At 46.6% G+C, this 19938-nt stretch carries 19 protein-coding genes; 7 read left to right on the forward strand and 12 right to left on the reverse strand.

Features of this window, described 5'->3' with window-relative positions; translation table 11 throughout:
- Positions 1 to 20 precede the first annotated feature (20 nt).
- Positions 21 to 1313, forward strand: a complete 1293-nt coding sequence (locus ACOSVP_RS09785; RefSeq protein ID WP_487347309.1) for a YeaH/YhbH family protein — start codon at positions 21 to 23, stop codon at positions 1311 to 1313.
- Entirely contained in the window at positions 1297 to 2820 is a 1524-nt protein-coding gene (locus ACOSVP_RS09790) for a SpoVR family protein (protein ID WP_487347310.1), read from the forward strand. Before ACOSVP_RS09785 ends, ACOSVP_RS09790 begins: the two co-directional genes overlap by 17 nt.
- A gap of 80 nt (positions 2821 to 2900) precedes the next feature.
- Here ACOSVP_RS09790 and ACOSVP_RS09795 read toward each other — a convergent pair whose 3' ends face one another.
- The 4 genes from ACOSVP_RS09795 to leuS form a co-directional block, all read right to left on the reverse strand.
- Entirely contained in the window at positions 2901 to 4916 is a 2016-nt protein-coding gene (locus ACOSVP_RS09795; protein WP_487347311.1) for a methyl-accepting chemotaxis protein, read from the reverse strand.
- A gap of 120 nt (positions 4917 to 5036) precedes the next feature.
- Positions 5037 to 6065, reverse strand: coding sequence for a DNA polymerase III subunit delta (gene holA, locus ACOSVP_RS09800; RefSeq protein ID WP_487347312.1), 1029 nt, complete (start codon positions 6063 to 6065; stop codon positions 5037 to 5039).
- A gap of 2 nt (positions 6066 to 6067) precedes the next feature.
- Entirely contained in the window at positions 6068 to 6577 is a 510-nt protein-coding gene (locus tag ACOSVP_RS09805; protein WP_487347313.1) for an LPS-assembly lipoprotein LptE, read from the reverse strand.
- A 47-nt stretch (positions 6578 to 6624) separates the two neighbouring features.
- Positions 6625 to 9072 carry a leucine--tRNA ligase gene (gene leuS / locus ACOSVP_RS09810; protein ID WP_487347314.1) on the reverse strand — a complete coding sequence of 816 codons (2448 nt, stop codon included), beginning with the start codon at positions 9070 to 9072 and terminating at the stop codon, positions 6625 to 6627.
- A gap of 159 nt (positions 9073 to 9231) precedes the next feature.
- Between leuS and ACOSVP_RS09815 the strand changes: the two genes are divergently transcribed.
- A complete protein-coding gene (locus ACOSVP_RS09815; RefSeq protein WP_487347315.1) occupies positions 9232 to 9639 on the forward strand; it encodes a hypothetical protein in 408 nt (135 codons plus the stop codon).
- A 98-nt stretch (positions 9640 to 9737) separates the two neighbouring features.
- Here ACOSVP_RS09815 and lnt read toward each other — a convergent pair whose 3' ends face one another.
- The 5 genes from lnt to miaB are packed head-to-tail and all read right to left on the reverse strand — an operon-like array spanning position 9738 to position 15057.
- Complete coding sequence (gene lnt, locus ACOSVP_RS09820; RefSeq protein ID WP_487347316.1) at positions 9738 to 11297, reverse strand: apolipoprotein N-acyltransferase; 1560 nt, start codon at positions 11295 to 11297, stop codon at positions 9738 to 9740.
- 1 nt (position 11298) lies between these two features.
- Positions 11299 to 12165 (reverse strand): CorC family transporter, encoded by an 867-nt coding sequence (locus ACOSVP_RS09825; protein WP_487347317.1) that lies wholly within the window; start codon positions 12163 to 12165, stop codon positions 11299 to 11301.
- Between the two features lie 11 nt (positions 12166 to 12176).
- Entirely contained in the window at positions 12177 to 12638 is a 462-nt protein-coding gene (gene ybeY, locus ACOSVP_RS09830; RefSeq protein WP_487347318.1) for an rRNA maturation RNase YbeY, read from the reverse strand.
- Between the two features lie 2 nt (positions 12639 to 12640).
- Positions 12641 to 13690, reverse strand: a complete 1050-nt coding sequence (locus ACOSVP_RS09835) for a PhoH family protein (protein WP_487347319.1) — start codon at positions 13688 to 13690, stop codon at positions 12641 to 12643.
- A gap of 8 nt (positions 13691 to 13698) precedes the next feature.
- Positions 13699 to 15057, reverse strand: coding sequence for a tRNA (N6-isopentenyl adenosine(37)-C2)-methylthiotransferase MiaB (gene miaB, locus ACOSVP_RS09840; protein WP_487347320.1), 1359 nt, complete (start codon positions 15055 to 15057; stop codon positions 13699 to 13701).
- Positions 15058 to 15246: 189 nt separating this feature from the next.
- Between miaB and ACOSVP_RS09845 the strand changes: the two genes are divergently transcribed.
- A complete protein-coding gene (locus ACOSVP_RS09845) occupies positions 15247 to 15939 on the forward strand; it encodes a hypothetical protein (protein ID WP_487347321.1) in 693 nt (230 codons plus the stop codon).
- 13 nt (positions 15940 to 15952) lie between these two features.
- Here the strand turns inward: ACOSVP_RS09845 and ACOSVP_RS09850 are convergent, their stop codons facing one another.
- Entirely contained in the window at positions 15953 to 16411 is a 459-nt protein-coding gene (locus tag ACOSVP_RS09850) for an EVE domain-containing protein (RefSeq protein WP_487347322.1), read from the reverse strand.
- A gap of 91 nt (positions 16412 to 16502) precedes the next feature.
- Here ACOSVP_RS09850 and ACOSVP_RS09855 point away from each other — a divergent pair, with 91 nt between their 5' ends.
- The 3 genes from ACOSVP_RS09855 to ACOSVP_RS09865 all read left to right on the forward strand — a co-directional run bounded on the left by ACOSVP_RS09855 (position 16503) and on the right by ACOSVP_RS09865 (position 18840).
- A complete protein-coding gene (locus ACOSVP_RS09855) occupies positions 16503 to 17645 on the forward strand; it encodes an HD domain-containing phosphohydrolase (protein WP_487347323.1) in 1143 nt (380 codons plus the stop codon).
- A gap of 42 nt (positions 17646 to 17687) precedes the next feature.
- Positions 17688 to 18608, forward strand: a complete 921-nt coding sequence (locus tag ACOSVP_RS09860; protein ID WP_487347324.1) for a histone deacetylase family protein — start codon at positions 17688 to 17690, stop codon at positions 18606 to 18608.
- A 91-nt stretch (positions 18609 to 18699) separates the two neighbouring features.
- Positions 18700 to 18840, forward strand: coding sequence for a hypothetical protein (locus ACOSVP_RS09865; RefSeq protein ID WP_487347325.1), 141 nt, complete (start codon positions 18700 to 18702; stop codon positions 18838 to 18840).
- Positions 18841 to 18848: 8 nt separating this feature from the next.
- Here the strand turns inward: ACOSVP_RS09865 and ACOSVP_RS09870 are convergent, their stop codons facing one another.
- A complete protein-coding gene (locus tag ACOSVP_RS09870; RefSeq protein WP_487347326.1) occupies positions 18849 to 19166 on the reverse strand; it encodes a cupin domain-containing protein in 318 nt (105 codons plus the stop codon).
- A gap of 144 nt (positions 19167 to 19310) precedes the next feature.
- Positions 19311 to 19793 (reverse strand): LabA-like NYN domain-containing protein, encoded by a 483-nt coding sequence (locus ACOSVP_RS09875; RefSeq protein ID WP_487347327.1) that lies wholly within the window; start codon positions 19791 to 19793, stop codon positions 19311 to 19313.
- Positions 19794 to 19938: the final 145 nt, after the last annotated feature.

Raw genomic sequence — 19938 nt, forward strand, 5'->3', positions numbered from 1 at the left:
TTGAGAGAGGAGGTGCGAGCATGTCTTACATAATTGACCGCCGCCTGAATGGGAAGCACAAGAGTAGCGTCAACCGTCAGCGTTTTTTACGCCGCTATCGAGAGCATATTCGTAAAGCTGTCGAAGAAGCGGTCAACAAACGCAGTATTCAAGATCTGGATCGTGGTGAGCAAATCACGATCCCTAAACGTGATATCCATGAACCGAACTTTGGCCATGGTAAAGGCGGAATTGGTTCAGTCGTTCATCCCGGTAACAAGGAATTCACCACCGGCGATAGAGTTCCTAAGCCGGATGGTGGCGGTGGCCAAGGCTCTGGTCAGGGCAATGCGTCCAATCAAGGGGAAGGGGAAGACGATTTTGTCTTCCAAATCTCCCAAGAAGAGTTCTTAGATTTTGTGTTTGAGGACTTAGCTTTACCGAATCTGGTGCGCAAAGATCTCAAAGAAATCAAAGAATTTAACCTTAAACATGCAGGGATCGTATCAGAAGGTACCCCTTCTAAATTGAATATCGTGCGCTCGATGCGCAATGCTTATGCGCGTCGCATGGTGATGAGCAGTGGTTCGCGAAAGAAGCTCGCGGAGGCGGAAGCTGAGCGGGATGCCATTTTAGCAGACGGTTCGGCAACCCCTGAAGATAAGGCGAAATTGGCTTGGTTAGACGAGCAAATTGAATTGCTGAAGCAGAAAATTGAGCGCACCCCTTTCTTAGACACCTATGATCTGCGCTATAACCATCATGTCAAAGAACCTCGTCCCAGTAGTAAAGCAGTGATGTTTTGCATTATGGACGTATCTGGCTCTATGACACAAGAAACTAAGAATGTGGCGAAGCGATTTTTCATTCTTTTATATCTGTTCTTAAATCGAAATTATGAAAAGATCGATGTGGTGTTTATTCGCCACCACACTAGTGCCAAAGAGGTGACCGAAGAGGAGTTTTTCTATTCTCGAGAAACGGGCGGAACCATAGTGTCCAGTGCCTTGAAACTGATGGAAAAGATCGTCAAAGATCGCTATTCCCCAGATCAGTGGAACATTTACGCCGCACAGGCGTCAGATGGAGATAACTGGGATGATGATTCTCGTATCTGTCGTAAGTTGATGGAAGAAGAGTTGGTCGATTTGGTGCAGTATTTTACCTACATAGAAATCACGCCGCGGGACCACCAGAGTTTGTGGCACGCCTATGAGCAAGTTCAGGCCAATCATCCTAAAAGTTTTGCCATGCGTCATATAGTGGAAGTCGGAGATATTTATCCAGTATTCCGAGATTTATTCCAAAGGAGGCCACATGAGTCGAGTAATTAGCAAGAAAACCGACTATCTGTCTCATGGTCCGGATTGGACATTTGACCTTATTCAAAAGTACGACGAAGAGATCGGTAAGATCGCCGCTGAATTCGGTTTAGATACCTATCCGAACCAAATTGAAATTATTAGCTCTGAGCAAATGATGGACGCCTACGCCTCGGTCGGTATGCCTTTGGGTTACCATCATTGGTCTTATGGTAAGCAATTTTTAGAGGTGGAGCAGAATTACAAGCGCGGTCGTATGGGGCTAGCCTACGAGATTGTGATTAACTCTTCGCCATGTATTGCTTACTTGATGGAAGAGAACAATATGATGATGCAGGCGTTGGTTATTGCCCATGCTTGCTACGGTCATAACTCTTTCTTTAAGGGTAACTACCTGTTCCGTACTTGGACCGATGCGACGGCCATTATTGATTATTTGGTGTTCGCAAAGAAATACATCCTCGATTGTGAAGAGAAATACGGCATTGAGGAAGTTGAAAATACCATCGACTCCTGCCATGCGTTAATGAACTTTGGGGTGGATCGTTATAAGCGTCCTGTGCCCATTTCAATGACTGAAGAAAAAGCCCGCCAAGATGAACGCGAGCAAGTGCTGCAACAGCAGGTAAATGACTTGTGGCGTACCATACCGGTAATGGATCATGCCGAAGTCGAGAAGAAAAAGGAGCGAATTTTCCCGAGCGAGCCGCAAGAAAACTTACTTTACTTTCTTGAGAAAAATGCGCCTTTGCTAAAACCTTGGCAACGAGAAATCATTCGCATTGTGCGTAAGATGGCGCAGTATTTTTATCCTCAGCGTCAGACTCAAGTGATGAACGAAGGTTGGGCGTCATTCTGGCATTACACCCTGATGAATGAACTGTATAACCGAGGTAAAGTGGACGAAGGCTTTATCTTGGAGTTTTTGCAGTCACATACCAATGTGGTCTATCAGCCAGGTTTTGATACCCCTTACTATTCAGGAATTAACCCCTATGCGTTAGGGTTTGCGATCTATTCCGACATTAAGCGGATGTGTGAAAACCCAACCGACGAAGACCGTGAATGGTTTCCTGATATTGTTGGCAAACCTTGGGTGGAAGTGCTCGATTTTGCCATGCGTAACTTTAAAGATGAGAGCTTTATTTTGCAGTTCCTATCGCCCAAGGTAATGCGGGATTTTCGTTTCTTTGGTATTGAAAACGATGTCCTAGAACCTTACGTGGAAATCAAAGAAATCCATGATGACAGCGGCTTCCAAGGCTTACGTCAGCGTCTCGCTCAGCAATACAACTTAAGTTATCGTGAGCCGAATATCCAAGTACAAAGGGTCAACTTATATGGTGATCGTAGCTTGATTTTGAAGCATACCATGGACAGTGGACGTCCTTTGAATGACGACACCGTTGAAGTGGTGAAACATTTTAAGCGCCTATGGGGCTTCGATGTGCGAGTGGAGTCTTGGGACGGTGATAACTTGATCCAGGTGTACAGTAGTGAGTCTGAGCGCGAGTTATAGCATTTGCTTCATTTGTCTATGTGTTCAGTAGCTAAAAAGGGAAGCCTTTTAACTTCCCTTTTTTATTTCACCTGCAACGCTTAGATGGACAGATTGTTATTCGCTTTTAAGCGTTCAATCATATCTACTTCACTGTTAATTTCTTCTACACGATCACTCATGCTCTGAATTGAGGCGATGCTACTTTGAACATCTTGGCTGGCCATCGCAGAGGTATCACTCAAACTACTGATCTGAGCGGACAACGTCGAGGTGCTGTCTAATAAATGGCTCATAAAGGCATCAATTTTCTCAATGCTTTTCTCGATCGAACCCACCGATGCGTCGACCGCGTGAATGGTTTCTCCAGTTTGATTTAAGCTCTGTTGCGTATTTTGCGATAACTGACGTACTTCGTCTGCAACCACGGCAAAGCCGCGACCAGCTTCGCCTGCACGAGCGGCTTCAATAGCTGCGTTTAAAGCCAGTAAGTTGGTTTGATCGGCAATGCCGGAAATCACTTTCAAAATACTCAGTACGCGATCGGCATTTTGTTTCAGTTCTTTTACATTGGCGACCATTTCGGCTCTATCTTTCTCTTGAGCATGAATGGCTTGGCTAAAACTCGAAAACTCAGAAGTCACCCCTGAAACCACCGCTTGAGTCGATCCCGAATAGTTAGTGACACGCTCAAAACTGCCGGTCACTTCCTGTAAAAGAGGACGGTATTCAGAGAGGTGATTGATTAAATTATCTTGAAGCTTATTCAGCTGTTGACTGCTGTTCAGCTGAGTGAGCAGGAAGTACTCGCGAAAATTTGCGTAATGCACAGGAAACTTGTCGACGAAATAATCTTTAAAGCTTTGTCCTTTTGCCACTTTAAAGAAGAACAAGCTGGTTAGCGTCTGGTTCATATGAATGCCCAAAATCTCACCGAAGGTTGAGTAGCCTGCGGCCTTAATGTCTTTAAAACTGGTGATCTTATTGAGCTCTTTTGGGTTATTTAAACGACGTAAAATACAGTCGTTCGCGATCATGGCAACCGGTGCTGAAGGCTTATCGCGCATAAAATCTTGGAACGCACGTTCAGTGGAGCCTGCAAAGTCCTTGGATTTCACTAAAATCAATTCGTCACCGAAATCCAAGTCGCAGAAGAAATGGATTAAGCCTTCGTTGGTATCGATGGCTGCCACGGAGCGGATAAAGAGTTCGCCACGAATTTTAACGGCAAAGGTGTGGCCCACTAATTTGCTTTCGAGTTCGTGGGGCTGGCAGTGAAAGTAACGGCTGAGATGATCGACAATATTGACTAACTGCCCAGTCTGTTTACTGATGATGCTGCGTACATTACGGCGCATGGCATCCGCTTCGGCAATGACAAAGGCTTCATTGGTGCTTTCAAAGTTGTGGGTTTTTAAAATACCAAAGCGAGCGTCTTCTTTCATTTTTACAAAAGCAATGACGGCACAATTATGGGCAACTTTGCTGCCATCGTGAACTAGGGCTTGTTGGAAGTCTAATTTACCCCCAGCAGAGCCGCCTAAAAAGTGGCATGGAAACTCATCCGTGGCATACATGGCTTGCATGAAAAAGTTTTCGGATGAGGATAAACCATCAATAAAGGTCAGTGCGATGGTGTTATTGAAATGAACTGGAAAAGGCAGTTTTACTTTAGTCAGTTCATTTTGAATGGCTTTAATGCGCTGCTCTTTGGAAAGTTTAATATTGCCGGAGCGAAGGTCTTCACAGTGTAAAGGTACCGAATGAATACTCACGCTTTCAAACAGGTCACTGCTAAAGCTTTGTAGCACAATGTTGTCCCAGCTGCTGTCAGCGGCCTGATACATATTCGCTTTGCAGCTATTCAGCTCGCCCGCGGTCATGACGCCGACGATTTTTGAGCAGAAGGGGGCAGCAGACTTTATTTTGTTTACAGTAGACTCAAAATTAATATGTGGCGAAATGTAAGCAATGATTAATTGAGTTTGGGCGCTTTTAAACGCTAAAGGAGCCAGGGCTTCATGACTGATTTGGTGTGAAGAAATCTGGACTAAATTGGAGAACTCGTTGTTCGATGTTTGCTGCTCAACTAGTGAAGTGCGTTTAAACCAAGCCATATTTGCTCATCCTGATATAAGTAAAACTTTTATTTCAGTGTACGAGTCACGAAAAGCTAAACCTATAAGCTTTGTGTAAACTTAGGTGGCTTTTTGATACGAATCAAATATGGGGCTTGGTTAAGCGAAATCTAACTCGGTTGTAACCGGTTTGATACCACAGAACATCAGAGTGAGGTTACGAAAGCCTAGCTCAATATCTGGGCCATCAAGCCCTTTAATGCTCTGATCTAGCAAGGCAATGTAGCGCTGCATGTATGCCAAACTATTTAGTGGTAAACGCTGGTAAGCACTTTCGTAAATAGGAATGCGTTTATCCCAAATACGCAGTTGCTGGCAAGCTTGGCGCAGGCCTTGGCGTTGAGCTAACTGGCTTAGCTGAACTAAAGAAGTCAGTTCTCGGTTGTACAGCCACAACATGATGCTGTCTTCGACCCCTTCGGCACGAAGTTGGCTCAAGCAGTGTAGGGCGTCTTTAAGCTTGCCGGTTAACAGGCGATTGCTTAAATCGTAAATGGAGTAGCGGCTAGAATCGGCCACACTTTCAGCGATGGTTTGTTCGTCCAGCTGTGCACCTGGGCCATGACTGAGCAGCAGTTTTTCCAGTTCTTGTGACAGGGCAAGTAGGTTACCTTCACCCCGTTCGCACATAATCGCCGCTGCTTCACGTGATAAGGTCAGGTTTAACGATTTGGCTCGTTGTTGTACCCAAGCGGGTAGACGATTGCTCTCAATTGGCCAGACTTGTACAAACGCGCCAGCTTGCTCGAGGGCACTGAACCATTTTGCTTTTTGTGTTTTGGCATCTACTTTCGGTAATGACAGCAACACCACATTATCTAGGCTTAGTAATTGCACGACTTGTGCGAGGGCTTTACTGTGCTTTTCGCCCAATTTATCGATTTGGATATCAAACAAACGACGCGACGAAAACAGAGATAAGGCCTGCATTTCATTGATCACTTCTTGCCAATCAAACTGAGCATCGGCGACAAAGCGTAAGCGCTCATCTAGGCCTTGTTGCATGGCAAAGCGGCGGACACTGTCACAAGCTTCTTGGCACAGAAGTACTTCATCGCCGGAAACAATATAGATGGGTTGCAGTCCTTTCTCTAAGGACTGCGTTAGCTGATCGGGACGGATTTTCATGATTAGAACGATGCGTAGTTCAGGTCGTAGACTAATTCGTCCGCAAGCTGACTACTGGCACGTTGCATTTGTTCCGCATTGTAAGCGGATTTAAGGCTTTGTTCCGCGTCTTGGTTATTCAGCATGATGGATAGGCTGATAGTGCGTGGGCCCCAAAGGGCTTTACCTTGTTCATTACGAATAAAGTAAGTGGCGCTGATGCGACGTTCCACTTGAGTAATGTCGTTGTCGGCCGCACGGGCCATAACGGTGTCATCCATTTCCAGAGGATTGACCTTAAGTTCATACAAGTTCTCGCTTGGCTTACCTTCCACGATATGAATACCAGCTTGCGCCAAGGCGATGCGTAAATCACGATCAAAGTCCTGGGAGCCAGTACCCAGTGCCAAGGTCAAGGATTGCAATTGTGGTGGGACGTGAGTTTGGCCGCGTAACTGAAAACCACAGGCAGACAGTAATAATGCCAAAATCAGAACCGGAATAAACCAAAGAGTACGTGCGTGCAAAATCATATCAATTCCATACAAAAAGGGATGGCCTAAGCCACCCCTTGTGTCACTTAGTTAGCAACGATGTTGACCAAACGTCCTGGTACCACGATCACTTTACGGACTGTTTTACCTTCGATGAATTTTAGAACATTCGGGTTTGCCAGTGCTTGAGCTTCCACTTCTTTGTCATCAGCGCTCGCTGATACTGTGATCTCAGCACGTTTCTTACCTAGTACTTGAACAACGATGATTAGCTCGTCTTTGACTAGAGCTGCTTCGTCCACTTGTGGCCATGGTACATTGATAACATCAGTGCCGTGACCCAGCTCACTCCATAGTTGGTGAGAAATGTGTGGCACGATTGGCGACAGCAATAGTACTGCAGCTTCTAGGGCTTCACGCTCAACCGCTAGGCCAAGTTCAGACTTGTCTTCAAACTTGCTGATCTCATTGCAAAGTTCCATCACTGCAGCGATTGCCGTGTTGAAAGTCTGACGACGCTCAATGTCATCACTTACTTTGCTGATGGTTTCGTGCGTTTTACGGCGCAGCGCTTTTTGATCACCATTCAATGCTTCTGCGTCCAGTTTGCCTGGTGTGCCAGCATTATTGTGGCGGTAAGCCAAAGACCATAGGCGACGTAGGAAACGTGACGCACCGTCTACACCGGCATCGTTCCATTCTAGTGATTGCTCTGGTGGCGCAGTGAACATGATGAACAAACGTACTGTGTCGGCACCGTATTTCTCGATCATCTCTTGTGGGTCAACCGTGTTGCCCTTAGATTTCGACATCTTAGTACCGTCTTTATTCACCATGCCTTGAGTTAGTAGGCGAGTGAATGGTTCATCAGACTTAACTAGGCCCGCATCACGTAGCAATTTGTGGAAGAAACGCGCGTACAACAAGTGTAGGATCGCGTGCTCAACACCACCGATGTATTGGTCAACTGGAAGCCAGTAGTTCGCTTCTTCCGTTAGCATGGCATCGTCAGACTCAGGGCAGCAGTAACGTGCGAAGTACCAAGACGATTCCATAAAGGTGTCGAAGGTGTCTGTTTCACGCTCAGCTGGCTCACCATTGTAAGTCGTTGCCGAGAACTCTGGGTTGTTCTTAATAGGTGAGTTGACACCATCCATGACAACATCAGTTGGGAGAACCACTGGTAATTGATCATGTGGTGTTGTGACCACAGAACCGTCTGCTAGGTTAATGGTTGGGATTGGCGCGCCCCAGTAACGCTGACGGCTAACACCCCAGTCACGTAGGCGGTAGTTTACTTTACGCTCGCCAATGCCTTTTTCAGTCATGAAGGCTGCAATGGCATCGAAGGCTGCTGTGAAGTCTAGACCGTCGAATTGACCTGAGTTGCAAAGAATGCCTTTCTCTGTGAAGGCTTCTTTGGCTAGATCAATGGCTTCGTCACCGGCTGGCTGGATCACTTGCTTAACGGGTAGGCCGTATTTCGCAGCAAATTCGTAGTCGCGTTGATCGTGAGCTGGTACAGACATCACGGCGCCTGAACCGTAATCCATCAATACAAAGTTGGCCGCGTAAACGGGTACAGATTCGCCCGTGACTGGGTGAATGGCTTTAAAGCCAGTGTCCATACCTTTCTTCTCAACAGTAGCAAGGTCTGCTTCCGTAGTAGAAGTGTGTTTACTTTCTTCGATGAAGTCGGCCAGTGCAGCGTTAGACTCAGCCGCTTCTAGAGAAAGTGGGTGTGTTGCCGCAACTGCCACGTAAGTGACACCCATTACAGTGTCTGGACGAGTGGTGTAAACCGATAGACGTTCTTCTTTGCCTTCCACGCCAAAGCTGAATTCTAGGCCTTCAGAACGACCGATCCAGTTACGTTGCATGGCTTTCACTTTTTCTGGCCAACCGTCTAGTTTGTCTAGATCGTTAAGCAACTCTTCTGCGTAATCCGTGATTTTGATAAACCATTGTGGAATGTGTTTACGTACCACTTGTGTACCACAACGCCAGCAGCCGCCGTCTTCTACTTGCTCGTTAGCAAGAACGGTTTGGTCTTCTGGACACCAGTTCACGGCAGAGGTTTTTTTGTACGCTAGGCCTTTTTCGACTAGTTGCGTGAAGAACCACTGTTCCCACTTGTAGTATTCTGGTTTACAGGTCGCGATTTCGCGATCCCAGTCGTAACCAAAACCTAGTTTTTTCAACTGGCCTTTCATGTAGGCGATGTTTTCATCGGTCCATTTTGCTGGTGCAGTTTTGTTTTTGATCGCAGCGTTTTCTGCTGGCATACCGAATGCATCCCAACCCATTGGTTGCATTACGTTTTTACCCAGCATACGCTGGTAGCGAGAGATCACATCACCAATGGTGTAGTTACGCACATGGCCCATGTGGAGTCGACCACTTGGGTAAGGGAACATGGATAGGCAGTAGTATTTTTCTTTAGACGAATCCGCTACCGCTTTAAATACTTTGTTTTCATCCCAATAGCTTTGTGCAGCGGTTTCAATCTGCTGCGGACTATATTGTTCTTGCATGTGCTTTGATCATCCCGTAATAGGCGTTAAGTTTGTTTGGCGAATCAATACTGTACATCGCTTTGCTGCGAGTTTCGCCAACAGAAAAATGAAATATCCGCTATTTTATATAGATGAGGCGCACAATAGAAGGCGCATAACGATGGAGTTGTACAATCTATGAAAAAAGATACTGATCAAGACCTAGATTTAGTGGAAGAAGCCAAGAAAACCCTAATTGGGGCCAAAGATTGGCTGCTAGAAGATGTCGAGCTAATGAAAGCCTATTGGCACGACAAAATGGGCTATATGGAAGCTTGGGTCGATGCTAACTGGCATTTAGTGATGGATCAGAGCGAAGAGCTGGTAGAAGATCTGGACGAGCAAGAAGACATTGCCTTGCTTTGGTTGATTAACCACGCCAACAACAACCCAGTACCGCTAGAGAAATGTGTGGTTGCTGGCAAAGAGGCCCAAGCAGGGCGTTATATTTGTATGGACTGTGGTCATGAAAACAGCCACGCAGGCGGCATGTTGAACACCTGTGAAGTCTGTCATTACGGTGTTATGTACTACCAAGGCGAGTAAGAGACTTTTATCCCCAATGGAATCAGGTCGTACGAGCCATCTCCTGATGGCGATAAAGCATTGCATCGCCGATTGGAATCGGGTCGTACGACTAGATGTTATTTACGTTTGAATAATGTGAAACTTGGCAATACGCCAAGACCGATCAATAAAGCCAGCAATAGCCAAAGGGCTAGGTTGCCATTCATTACATACGGTGTGTTGCCATCCACGGTAGCGATAGAGCCGGTTAAAGTGGCGCGTACAAACTGCGGCAATTCACTAACGATCTGGCCATTGCTATCAATAATGGCGCTTACTCCAGTATTGGTGGCGCGAATCATATAGCGGCCAGCTTCCTTAGCGCGAAACTGTGCGATTTGTAGGTGCTGCAACGGGCCAATCGAGTGACCAAACCAGCCGTCGTTACTAATGGTCAGTAACACATCGCTGTCACGCACCATTGAGCGCACCAAATCAGGATAGACCACTTCATAACAAATAAACGGCGCTATGCTCAGTTCACCTGCTTGCAGCGTCGGCTGATTGGCTGGACCTTTACGGAACTGGGACATGGGCATACCGAACAGATCAAAGATAGGACCAAACCACTCTTCGAGCGGTACGTATTCACCAAATGGTACCAGCTTCTGTTTCTCATACACACCAAAGCCATTGCCCGTGGCCCAAACGCTGTTGAAATAGCTGTTGCGTTGTTTATCCCATACAGGCACCCCTGTGATGACCGTAGTGCCTTGCTTTTCTAAGTCTTCAGAAAAAGGCTTTAGATAAGGCTCTACTTGGTGCAGCACATAGGTAATGGCCGTTTCTGGCCAGACTACAATATCACTGTTGATATTTTCAAAGGTCGCTTGCTGATAATAGGTCAGCGTTGGTGCGGCGGTTTCCGGAAGCCATTTCACATCTTGCGCCACATTACCTTGGATTAAAGTGACACTGTGGGTTTCTTTTTCCGTGACATAGCTCGGTGTGTTGATATTCAAGATACCAGCAACTAGCCATAACAGAGCGGCAAGCGCAAAGTAGCGAAAATCTTTCTTCATCAGCACTGTCATAGCAAATACGGCAGAGGTAAGAGCAACTAACGCACTGGTAAACCAAATGCCACCAATGGGCAACATTTCAAACAGCCAACTTTTCTCGACAATGTAGCCTGGGAGTAGCCAAGGGAAGCCGGTAAATAAAGTGCTTCTTAGCCATTCAAACACTAAGACCAAGACAACAAATAAAGGGATGCGAAAGCCTAGGCTCAAGTGCTGGCGTAGCTTGCTGTAGGCGATGCCCGCCAATCCCCAATACAAGGCGGCAACGGCAATCAGGCCTAAGGTGATCAATAGGGAGATGACAATGCCGACTTGGCCAAAGTTGGCAATACTGACATAGACCCAAGAAATGCCACTGCCAAACAGTCCTAGAGCAAAGCTAAAGCCAAAACCAAAAGACTGCTTAGTGGTGTTTGCGCCTTGCCAAGCCAGCATTAAGTAACTTGCGGCCAGAATATAAATCGGCCAGATGTAAAAGGGGGCAAAGCTCAGGGTAGATAATGCGCCTGCGATTAGTAAACCAAGGCAATGCAGAGCGGGGCGGTTTGCAAACGATTGTAGGAGGCGTAAACGCCACCCCGTTACATCCGTTGTTAAGGTGGCGTTGTAGGTCATATTAAAGGCTTGAGTCTTCGCTTACTTTGGAAACCTGTAGTGTTTTGACGCGACGTCCGTCGGATTTCACTACATTAAAATGGAAGTTTTCGAAGGTGATTTCTTCACCACGTGAAGGTACGTGGCCGAACTGCTGCACTATGATACCGCCGATAGTGTCGAATTCTTCTTCACTGATATTCGCATGGAAGTATTCGTTGAAATCTTCGACAGAGACTAATGCCGGCACTAGGTAAACGCCTTCTTGAGTAGTCGTTTGAATGTTTTCGTTTTCCAGACGATCGGTTTCGTCTTCGATCTCACCAACGATCTGCTCTAGGACATCTTCAATGGTCACAAGACCCGAGACACTGCCATATTCATCCAAAACAATAGCCATATGATAGCGTTTAGTACGGAACTCATTCAGCAGTACGTTCAGACGTTTACTTTCAGGGATGAAGTTTGCTGGACGCAGACGGTCGAGAATGTCTTCTAAGGTGATGTCACCTTCTTTGAATAGCAAAGGCAGCAAATCTTTCGCTAGTAGGACGCCTAAAATCTCGTCAGAGTCTTCCCCGACAACAGGGAAACGTGAGTGAGAAGAATCAATTACCTTACGGATGGACGTTTTAGGATCATCTTCTGACTTAATCACCACCATTTGCGATGGTGGAATCATAATGTCACGGGCCTGAACTTCAGAGACTTCCAATGCGCCTTCGGCGATGGTGTAGGCATCGCGGTCAATGACTTCTGATTTTACCGCTGTTTGCAGTAGTTCAATGATGTCTTGACGGTTGCGTGGCTCGTCATGAAAGGCTTGTGCTAATCGTTCAAACCAAGATTTCTGTTGATCGTTAGAACTTCCCGATCGGTCTTCGCTCATAGTGGTGAAACTCACTCGTTAACAAAATAAGGGTCAGGAATGGAAAGCGACGCCAGAATTTGCGTTTCTAACGCTTCCATTTCCTCTGCTTCATCATCCTTTATATGATCATAACCGCGTAAATGCAATATGCCGTGTACAACCATATGTGCCCAATGATGCAGTAAGGGTTTTTGTTGTTCTGCTGCTTCTTGCTCAACCACCTGACGACAAATTACCAGGTCGCCTAGCAAGGGCAGGTCAATGCCTTCTGGCACTTCAAATGGGAAAGACAACACGTTGGTTGGTTTGTCCTTACCACGGTATTCATGATTAAGCTCATGGCTTTCGGCTTCATCCACCAAACGGATGGTCATCTCAAACTCACCTTGGTCTGGTAAGGCGGCCTGTGCCCAAGCTTCGAAGTCAGCTTCACTTGGGAGGCCAGCTTCACTTTCAGTTGCGATTTGAAGATCTAAAAACAGTTCTGCCACGATTATTGACCTTGCTCGTTTTGTTGAGCTTCACGTTCAGCACGGCGTTGCGCTTCTTTTTCTTTGCGCTCAGCTTCCGCTTCTTCTTCAAACTTGTCGTAGGCTTCCACGATACGTTGCACCAATGGGTGACGCACCACGTCAGAAGAGGAGAAGTGAGTCATGCTGATGCCATTTACGTTGTCTAGTACATGCATGGCATGTGCTAAACCAGAGTTGGTGCCGCGTGGTAAGTCGACCTGGGTCTTATCACCGGTGATCACGGCGGTTGAACCAAAGCCGATACGGGTCAGGAACATCTTCATCTGTTCGCGGGTGGTGTTCTGACTTTCATCCAAAATGATGAAAGAGTTATTCAGCGTACGACCACGCATGAACGCCAAAGGAGCGATTTCGATGACGTTCTTTTCGATCAGCTTGTCGACCAATTCAAAGCCCAACATTTCGTACAAGGCATCGTATAGAGGACGTAAGTAAGGGTCGATTTTCTGTGATAGGTCACCTGGTAAGAAGCCCAGTTTTTCACCCGCTTCTACCGCAGGGCGCACTAGCATGATGCGTTCGACGCGATCGGCTTCTAGAGCTTCAACGGCACAGGCTACCGCTAGGTAGGTCTTACCCGTACCCGCAGGGCCGATACCAAAGTTGATGTCGTGCTTGCGAATCTGCTGCACGTAACTTTGTTGGTTCTTACCCTTAGGTTTGATGTAAGCCTTACGGGTCTTGATCACCACTTGGCCATTATCCGCTTTGCCTTTGGAAAGGGACTCGATGGCACTTTCTTGAAGGTACAGGTGGATCGCTTCTTTGGTGATTTCTTTTTGCGCTAGGGCTTCACGGTAAATGCTTTCAAGTAGCACCTTGGTCGCTGCAACACGCTCGTTGTCTTCGCCAGTGATTTCAAACAGTTCACCGCGGTGAGAGATGGTCACACTTAGGCGTTGTTCGATTTGCTTTAGATGTTCATCGAATTGACCGCACAGTGCCGCCAGTGCTGGAGCCTCCGCAGGCTCCAGACGAATTTGTTGAGAAATTACAGATGATGTGTCCAAAATAGACCTTATTTAGTTAATTCGAAATCTGCGTCCAACTCAGAGCCGACCAATTCGCCTAGCAATGAGTTCGGGTAAGCATCTGAAATGACGACGTCGGCAAACTTACCGATCAGCGCTGGATTGTCCGCTGGGAAGTTGACGATACGGTTATTTTCAGTACGTCCTTGTAGCTTGCCTGGATCACGCGGAGAGTAACCGCTGACCAAAATACGCTCGATGTTACCCACCATGCTCAAACTGATGTCGTAAGCTTGCTGGATGATGCGACGCTGAAGAATCGCTAGACGTTCTTTTTTCACTTCTTCTGGTGTCGTGTCTTCTAGCTGCGCAGCTGGTGTGCCCGGACGCTGGCTGTATACGAAACTGAAAGAGTGATCGAAGCCGATTTCTTGGATCAGGTTCATGGTATCGATAAAGTCCTCATCAGTTTCCCCTGGGAAGCCAATGATAAAGTCTGAAGACAAGCTGATACCTGGACGCGCTTCTTTAATGCGGTTGATCTTGTCGATGTAGAACTGACGGTCGTGACCACGCTTCATGTTGGACAACACAGCATCGGCACCACTTTGAACCGGTAGGTGCAAGTGACTTACCAGTTTCGGCTCCGTGCGGAACGCTTCAATCAGGCTGTCCGTAAATTCTACAGGGTGCGAGGTAGTGAAACGAATACGCTCAACCCCAGGAATACGAGCTACTGCATGGATCACATCTGCTAGATCCATTTCATCGCCGTCTTCGTTCTCACCACGGTAAGCGTTTACGTTTTGGCCAAGTAGGTGAATTTCACGCACGCCTTGCTCTGCCAGTTGCACCACTTCTTTCATGATGTCTTCAAAGTGACGGCTCACTTCTTCACCACGAGTGTAAGGCACCACACAGAAAGTACAGTACTTGCTGCAACCTTCCATCACCGAAACGAAGGCTTCGGCACCGTCTACTTTTGGTGCAGGCAGGTGATCGAATTTCTCAATTTCTGGGAAGGTAACATCGGTAATTGGAATCGATTTGGCTGCGGCATCCACCATTTCTGGAAGTTTGTGCAGGGTTTGCGGGCCAAAGATCATGTCGACGTGCTTAGCACGTTTACGAATGTTATCGCCTTCTTGAGAGGCAACACAGCCGCCCACACCGATCTTAAGATCTGGGTTTTTCTCTTTAAGCTTTTTCCAACGGCCAAGCTGATGGTAAACCTTGTCTTGCGCTTTTTCACGAATAGAACAAGTATTAAGCAGAAGAACGTCCGCTTCTTCTGGGTTATCCGTCAGTTCCATTTCGTGGGATTCGCCAAGTAGGTCAGCCATACGAGATGAGTCGTATTCGTTCATCTGACAGCCGTGCGTTTGGATAAAGAGTTTTTTCGCCATTGTAAAAAGTAAACCTAATAAATTTGTGCGTCGTGTGACTTTGGCGCACATTATATTGAGGTTTTGACTCGATTCCCATAGGGTGTCGAAATGCAGCCATAGGATTTTCTAAATCTATGGCAGATCGCAAGCGCTAAAAAGTAGCGTTTTATTGATGCTTGAGTGTATTCACAGAGACAAAAGTAACCTATGAAGTACCTAAAATCCTCTCTATTAGTTGGCTTGGTGGCCTTAACACCGAATTTGTATGCGGACACAGACTTGCCCAATTTTGAGGTGGCATTAGGTGGTGGTATCGCAAAAGATGAACCGGCCTTCAATATAGACCTGACGATTAATATTCCGATATCGGAACGGTTCTCAGCTCAGATCAACTTAGACAGTGATTATGTCTTTGATGACCCAATTTATGAGGACTACTCCACCTCTGAATTCAACGCCATTGGTTTCTATCGTCAACAGAGTTGGCGTGTTGGTGGTGGTTTTGGCGTGTTGGAAAAAGAATCACGCGATGATTCCTTCGCCTCTGATCGTGTCGGCATAGGTCATTTGTTGGCTGCCTATTACTGGGATGATGTGACCTTGAATTGGAACTATGCCAACTACAACGAAGACTTTGATCGCGCCGTGTCGATGGAATTAGGGGCGGTTTGGTACCCTGATGACAATCGCAGCTTGGCGCTGTACGCCGAAGATCAAGAGCGTGGTACGGGCTGGCGTGTGGAGGCATTTATGCAACCGCAAACACTTGAGCAGCGGGTGGCATACGGCGCCATCTTCCGTGATGGCAAGGGCGCTGGTTTTCCTTATTTAGGTGCGGAGTTACGTTATTACTTTGACCGTAGCTTCACTATCAAAGAGCGTGACCGCTTCTTTCACTAGCGCCTAATCGCGGTTATTCAAACTGCATTTTTCCTTGAATGGCATGCCAGTAGAGCTCATCTACTGGCATGACGCTCAAACGACTGCCTTTTTGTACCAGAGCAAAACCTTCCAACTCTGGCATGGCTTTTAAAACCGTCAAGGTAATAGGGCGCTTCAGCTTTCCAGCAAAGGTCAGCTCCACTTGGTCCCAGCGTGGTTTGTCCGCCGTCGATTTTTCATCAAAATACTGACTCTCAGGGTTCCAGCAGCTTGGATCTGGGTGTGCCGTTTTTGAGACGGTTGCTGTACCGACAATGCCAGGCACTTTGCAGCTGGAGTGATAAAACAACACCGTATCCCCAAGCGCCATTTGGCGCATAAAGTTTCGTGCTTGGAAGTTACGCACGCCATCCCAATTTTCCTGTTTTCGATGTTTCAAATCGTTAATTGAAAATTCATCTGGCTCAGATTTCATTAACCAAACAGCCATGTTTCCTCATTATTTCAGTGGTGGACGTTGCAGAAAGATACATAGATTTTATTCATTAAGCCAAGGTTAGCCTCTACAATTCAGAGTATTAATGAATAACCCTTGTATGAGTGTGGTTGGAAGAGATATGGGGCAGTTTGCTTGTAAAGAGTTTTCCGGATTGGATAAAGAACTCAAAGATGACTTGTTGGAGTGCTACCTAGAAGCGCAGCAAGAAATCGAAGCGATCGTCAATAACATCGAATCGTCGGGTTTTTCCCATGAGAAACTCGATAACCTGTTCCGTTCCTTGCACAGTATGAAAGGCAACTGTTCGGTCTGCTTCCTGGATCCCTTGGTGGATGCCTTGCATCGATTAGAAGAAATTGTCGACGGTATGCGCGGCGGCTACATCGCCTATGATTCGGTATTGGGGGAATTAATTAACCTAGTGCTGGATAAAATCCTGCACCTCTTACGACAGCTGCATCAATTTCATGGTGCTGATACGGCGTTACTGAATTTCTTACAGGCTTATCTTGATCAAATCTATGGGGAAGAAGATCCCGCGTTGCGCATTCAGCACGCAGAAAGTTTCTTAGCCAAAATGAACGACAAAGACGCGGCAGAGGAAGAGAAAGCCAAGCAAGAGCCAGAGAGCTTGGTCGTCAAGGTAGAGTTTGATGAACGTCAGCAACAGGACATCGAACACTTTCGTCAGCTTAGTTATCGTTTAAATAAACTACTCGGTTATTCCCCAGAGCGCGGCGAGCGCATCCTAAAGCTGAGTCAGCTGATTAACCAAGAATGCTCTGATCCTGTCGACAAGGCACAGCTTGCGGCAGCGGCGTACATGCACAATATGGGCATGGCCATGATTCTAAAATGTGGTGATGACGAAGAGGCAAAACAGCGTGCTGAACATAACCATCCTATGGTGGGTGCACAGTTACTGAGTAAGCACGATGGCTGGGATCAAGCCTCAGAAATGGTGATTACCTATAAAGAGCGTTTTGATGGCTCGGGTTACCCTGAAGGTCTAGTTGGTGGCATGATTCCGCAAGGCGCTTTTGTGTTGTCCATGGCGGTGCGTTTTATTGACGTGGTCTGGGGCAAATCCGGTGATGAGTATAAGAAAAGCGCCATGCGCGCCATTCAAAAGGTCAATTCTGAAAGTGGTAAAGGTTTACCGCCGCACTTAGTGGATGCCTTTAACCGTGCGGTGCGAAAACTACTGGTCGCCAAACGTCGTTAGCGCTAAGGTAAGGCAACGTTTTACCAAGCAAGATCGGTTATTTTGAAGTTACCTCTGGTTTTTCACCCCCATTACAGCATTCCTTTTCCTGAACGCCATCGCTTTCCGATGGCAAAATTTCGTCTGCTCGCGGAACATTTGCGTGAGCTCGGATTATTGCAAGACAGCAATTGCTATGAGCCGGCTCCCTTATCGCTCAAGACTTTAATGCAAGCCCATGACCCTGAATATGTGCATCGCTTTATTCGTGGGCAACTGACTTCACAAGAAGAAAAAGACATCGGTTTGCCTTGGAGCGAATGGCTGGTCGAGCGAACCTTGCGTGCGGTGTCTGGCACCTTGTTAACCGCGGATCTCGCTTTAGAGTATGGTTTAGCTTGTCATCTAGCCGGCGGAACGCATCATGCCTTTCCCGATCGAGGCGCAGGCTTCTGTATTTTTAATGATTTGGCTGTGACTGCTAAATCGTTAGTGCACTCTGGAAAAGCGAAGAAGGTGCTGATCATTGACTGCGATGTACATCAAGGAGATGGCACCATTGCCTTCTTTGATCAGGATCCCAGTGTCATCCCTGTTTCGTTTCATTGTGACGATAATTACCCCATGACGAAGCAGTCTGGGGGCATTAATATTCCCGTGCCCAATGGCACCAATGACACTGAATATTTGGACCTGTTGCAGTCCCATATTCCGACATTGCTCGCGCGGCATCAGCCCGACTTTGTTCTCTATGATGCGGGTGCTGACGTGCATCGAGACGATCGATTAGGACATGTGCAATTAAGCGATCAGGGCATCTTGGATCGAGATCATTATGTGATTGATCAAGTGATGGCGGTAGATGTGCCGATTGCCTGTGTGATTGGTGGTGGCTACGACCATGATCATCGCAAAGTGGCCATGCGCCACAGTTTGCTACATCAGGCTGCCAGTGAGGTTTGGCAAGCGCGTAAGGCTAGGTAGCAATTTGTATCTAGAATGCAAAGATCGTAGACATGCCCTCAGACAAGACTACTATTGGCCTATTGATGAAACGTAATTGAGGTATTGATCCATGCAAATTCCTAGCGGCAGTAGCGCCTACTATGGTCAACTTGGTTTACAGCGTAGCCAAGATACTCTGCAACAGGCCAGTGCCAAAGTCATTGGTGCCGCGGATGATATGCTTGGCACCTTGATTGATATAAAAGTCTAGTTTGTACTCTAAAAGAAGACCGCTAGCCAAATGGTGGTTTCTAGCGTCGACGTTTTGATGACTCGGTGTTTTTCGTGGGCTTTGATCAACAGATGATCGCCGGCTTCTAGCTTTACAATGCGTGCATCTTCAAATGCAATCACGCCAAAGCCTTGTACTACGGTTACCCACTCATTGTCCGTTTGATCGTACCATTCACTGCTTAATGCGCAGTTGGCGGGTGAGACGATTCTTTCAATACGAATATTTTCTGCTTTAACTAAGTCTGCAAAGTGCTCTTTGTCTGAATGGAGCGCTAAATGGTTAAAAATGTTCTCGACCTGCACCGCAAATCCTTTTGTTATTATGTTGTTGGAACGAAAAACTATCGCAATATTAGACAGTTAACATGACAAATTGATCACATTACGAAATATTATGCAAATCTAATGTTTTGCATGGGCGGTTAATATTTCATTTGAGGGAGCGAATCATTTTTGGCGTCTCAGCAGCGTAGTGTCGATTGCGATAAATTGGCTGGCGGCTTGAATCAGTGAGTTGGCGCTTAAGGTGGGGACACCATAGACCTCAACGGACTTGCCAAGTTTTTCTCGTACCTTTTGCACCAACAAATCAAAGTCACCGTCTCCTGATGCCAGCACCACCACATCAACATCGGGTGCGTATTCCATGACATCCAACGTGATGCCCACATCCCAGTCTCCTTTAGCTGAACCGTCGGCGCGCTGAATATAAGGCTTAGTTTTCACATCAAAACCGATATTCTGCAAGATGCTCTGAAACGCCTTTTGTTTCGCGTCACCACGATCAATGGCATAGGCAAAGGCCTGTACCACCTGTCTTTGATCGGTCGCTTGATGCCAAAAGGCGTAGTAGTCAAAATGGCTTTGGTAGGCTTGTCGTGTGGTGTAGTAAATGTTTTGTACATCGACAAACAGGGCAACTTTTTTCATGTAACGCTCATTGATCAGTAGAAATTCTCATCAGCATAAACCCATTCGTGGCTGTCGTCAGGTATAACATTGATTTATAGGTTTTTTCGCTGAGTAAAGGAAATTGATTTAGCGCAACAGCTTGATTGTTTGAATTTTAGCCATT

This window comes from Marinomonas sp. HM11-D (assembly GCF_057626615.1).

Bases quoted from the DNA above. Each gene is read 5' to 3' on its own strand.
- ACOSVP_RS09815 (WP_487347315.1), top strand. From the start codon at position 9,232: ATGAAAAAAGATACTGATCAAGACCTAGATTTAGTGGAAGAAGCCAAG.
- ACOSVP_RS09790 (WP_487347310.1), top strand. From the start codon at position 1,297: ATGAGTCGAGTAATTAGCAAGAAAACCGACTATCTGTCTCATGGTCCG.
- leuS (WP_487347314.1), bottom strand. From the start codon at position 9,072: ATGCAAGAACAATATAGTCCGCAGCAGATTGAAACCGCTGCACAAAGC.
- ACOSVP_RS09850 (WP_487347322.1), bottom strand. From the start codon at position 16,411: ATGGCTGTTTGGTTAATGAAATCTGAGCCAGATGAATTTTCAATTAAC.
- ACOSVP_RS09825 (WP_487347317.1), bottom strand. From the start codon at position 12,165: ATGAGCGAAGACCGATCGGGAAGTTCTAACGATCAACAGAAATCTTGG.
- ACOSVP_RS09855 (WP_487347323.1), top strand. From the start codon at position 16,503: ATGAATAACCCTTGTATGAGTGTGGTTGGAAGAGATATGGGGCAGTTT.
- ACOSVP_RS09845 (WP_487347321.1), top strand. From the start codon at position 15,247: ATGAAGTACCTAAAATCCTCTCTATTAGTTGGCTTGGTGGCCTTAACA.
- ACOSVP_RS09805 (WP_487347313.1), bottom strand. From the start codon at position 6,577: ATGATTTTGCACGCACGTACTCTTTGGTTTATTCCGGTTCTGATTTTG.
- holA (WP_487347312.1), bottom strand. From the start codon at position 6,065: ATGAAAATCCGTCCCGATCAGCTAACGCAGTCCTTAGAGAAAGGACTG.
- lnt (WP_487347316.1), bottom strand. From the start codon at position 11,297: ATGACCTACAACGCCACCTTAACAACGGATGTAACGGGGTGGCGTTTA.
- ACOSVP_RS09865 (WP_487347325.1), top strand. From the start codon at position 18,700: ATGCAAATTCCTAGCGGCAGTAGCGCCTACTATGGTCAACTTGGTTTA.
- miaB (WP_487347320.1), bottom strand. From the start codon at position 15,057: ATGGCGAAAAAACTCTTTATCCAAACGCACGGCTGTCAGATGAACGAA.
- ACOSVP_RS09875 (WP_487347327.1), bottom strand. From the start codon at position 19,793: ATGAAAAAAGTTGCCCTGTTTGTCGATGTACAAAACATTTACTACACC.
- ACOSVP_RS09795 (WP_487347311.1), bottom strand. From the start codon at position 4,916: ATGGCTTGGTTTAAACGCACTTCACTAGTTGAGCAGCAAACATCGAAC.
- ACOSVP_RS09785 (WP_487347309.1), top strand. From the start codon at position 21: ATGTCTTACATAATTGACCGCCGCCTGAATGGGAAGCACAAGAGTAGC.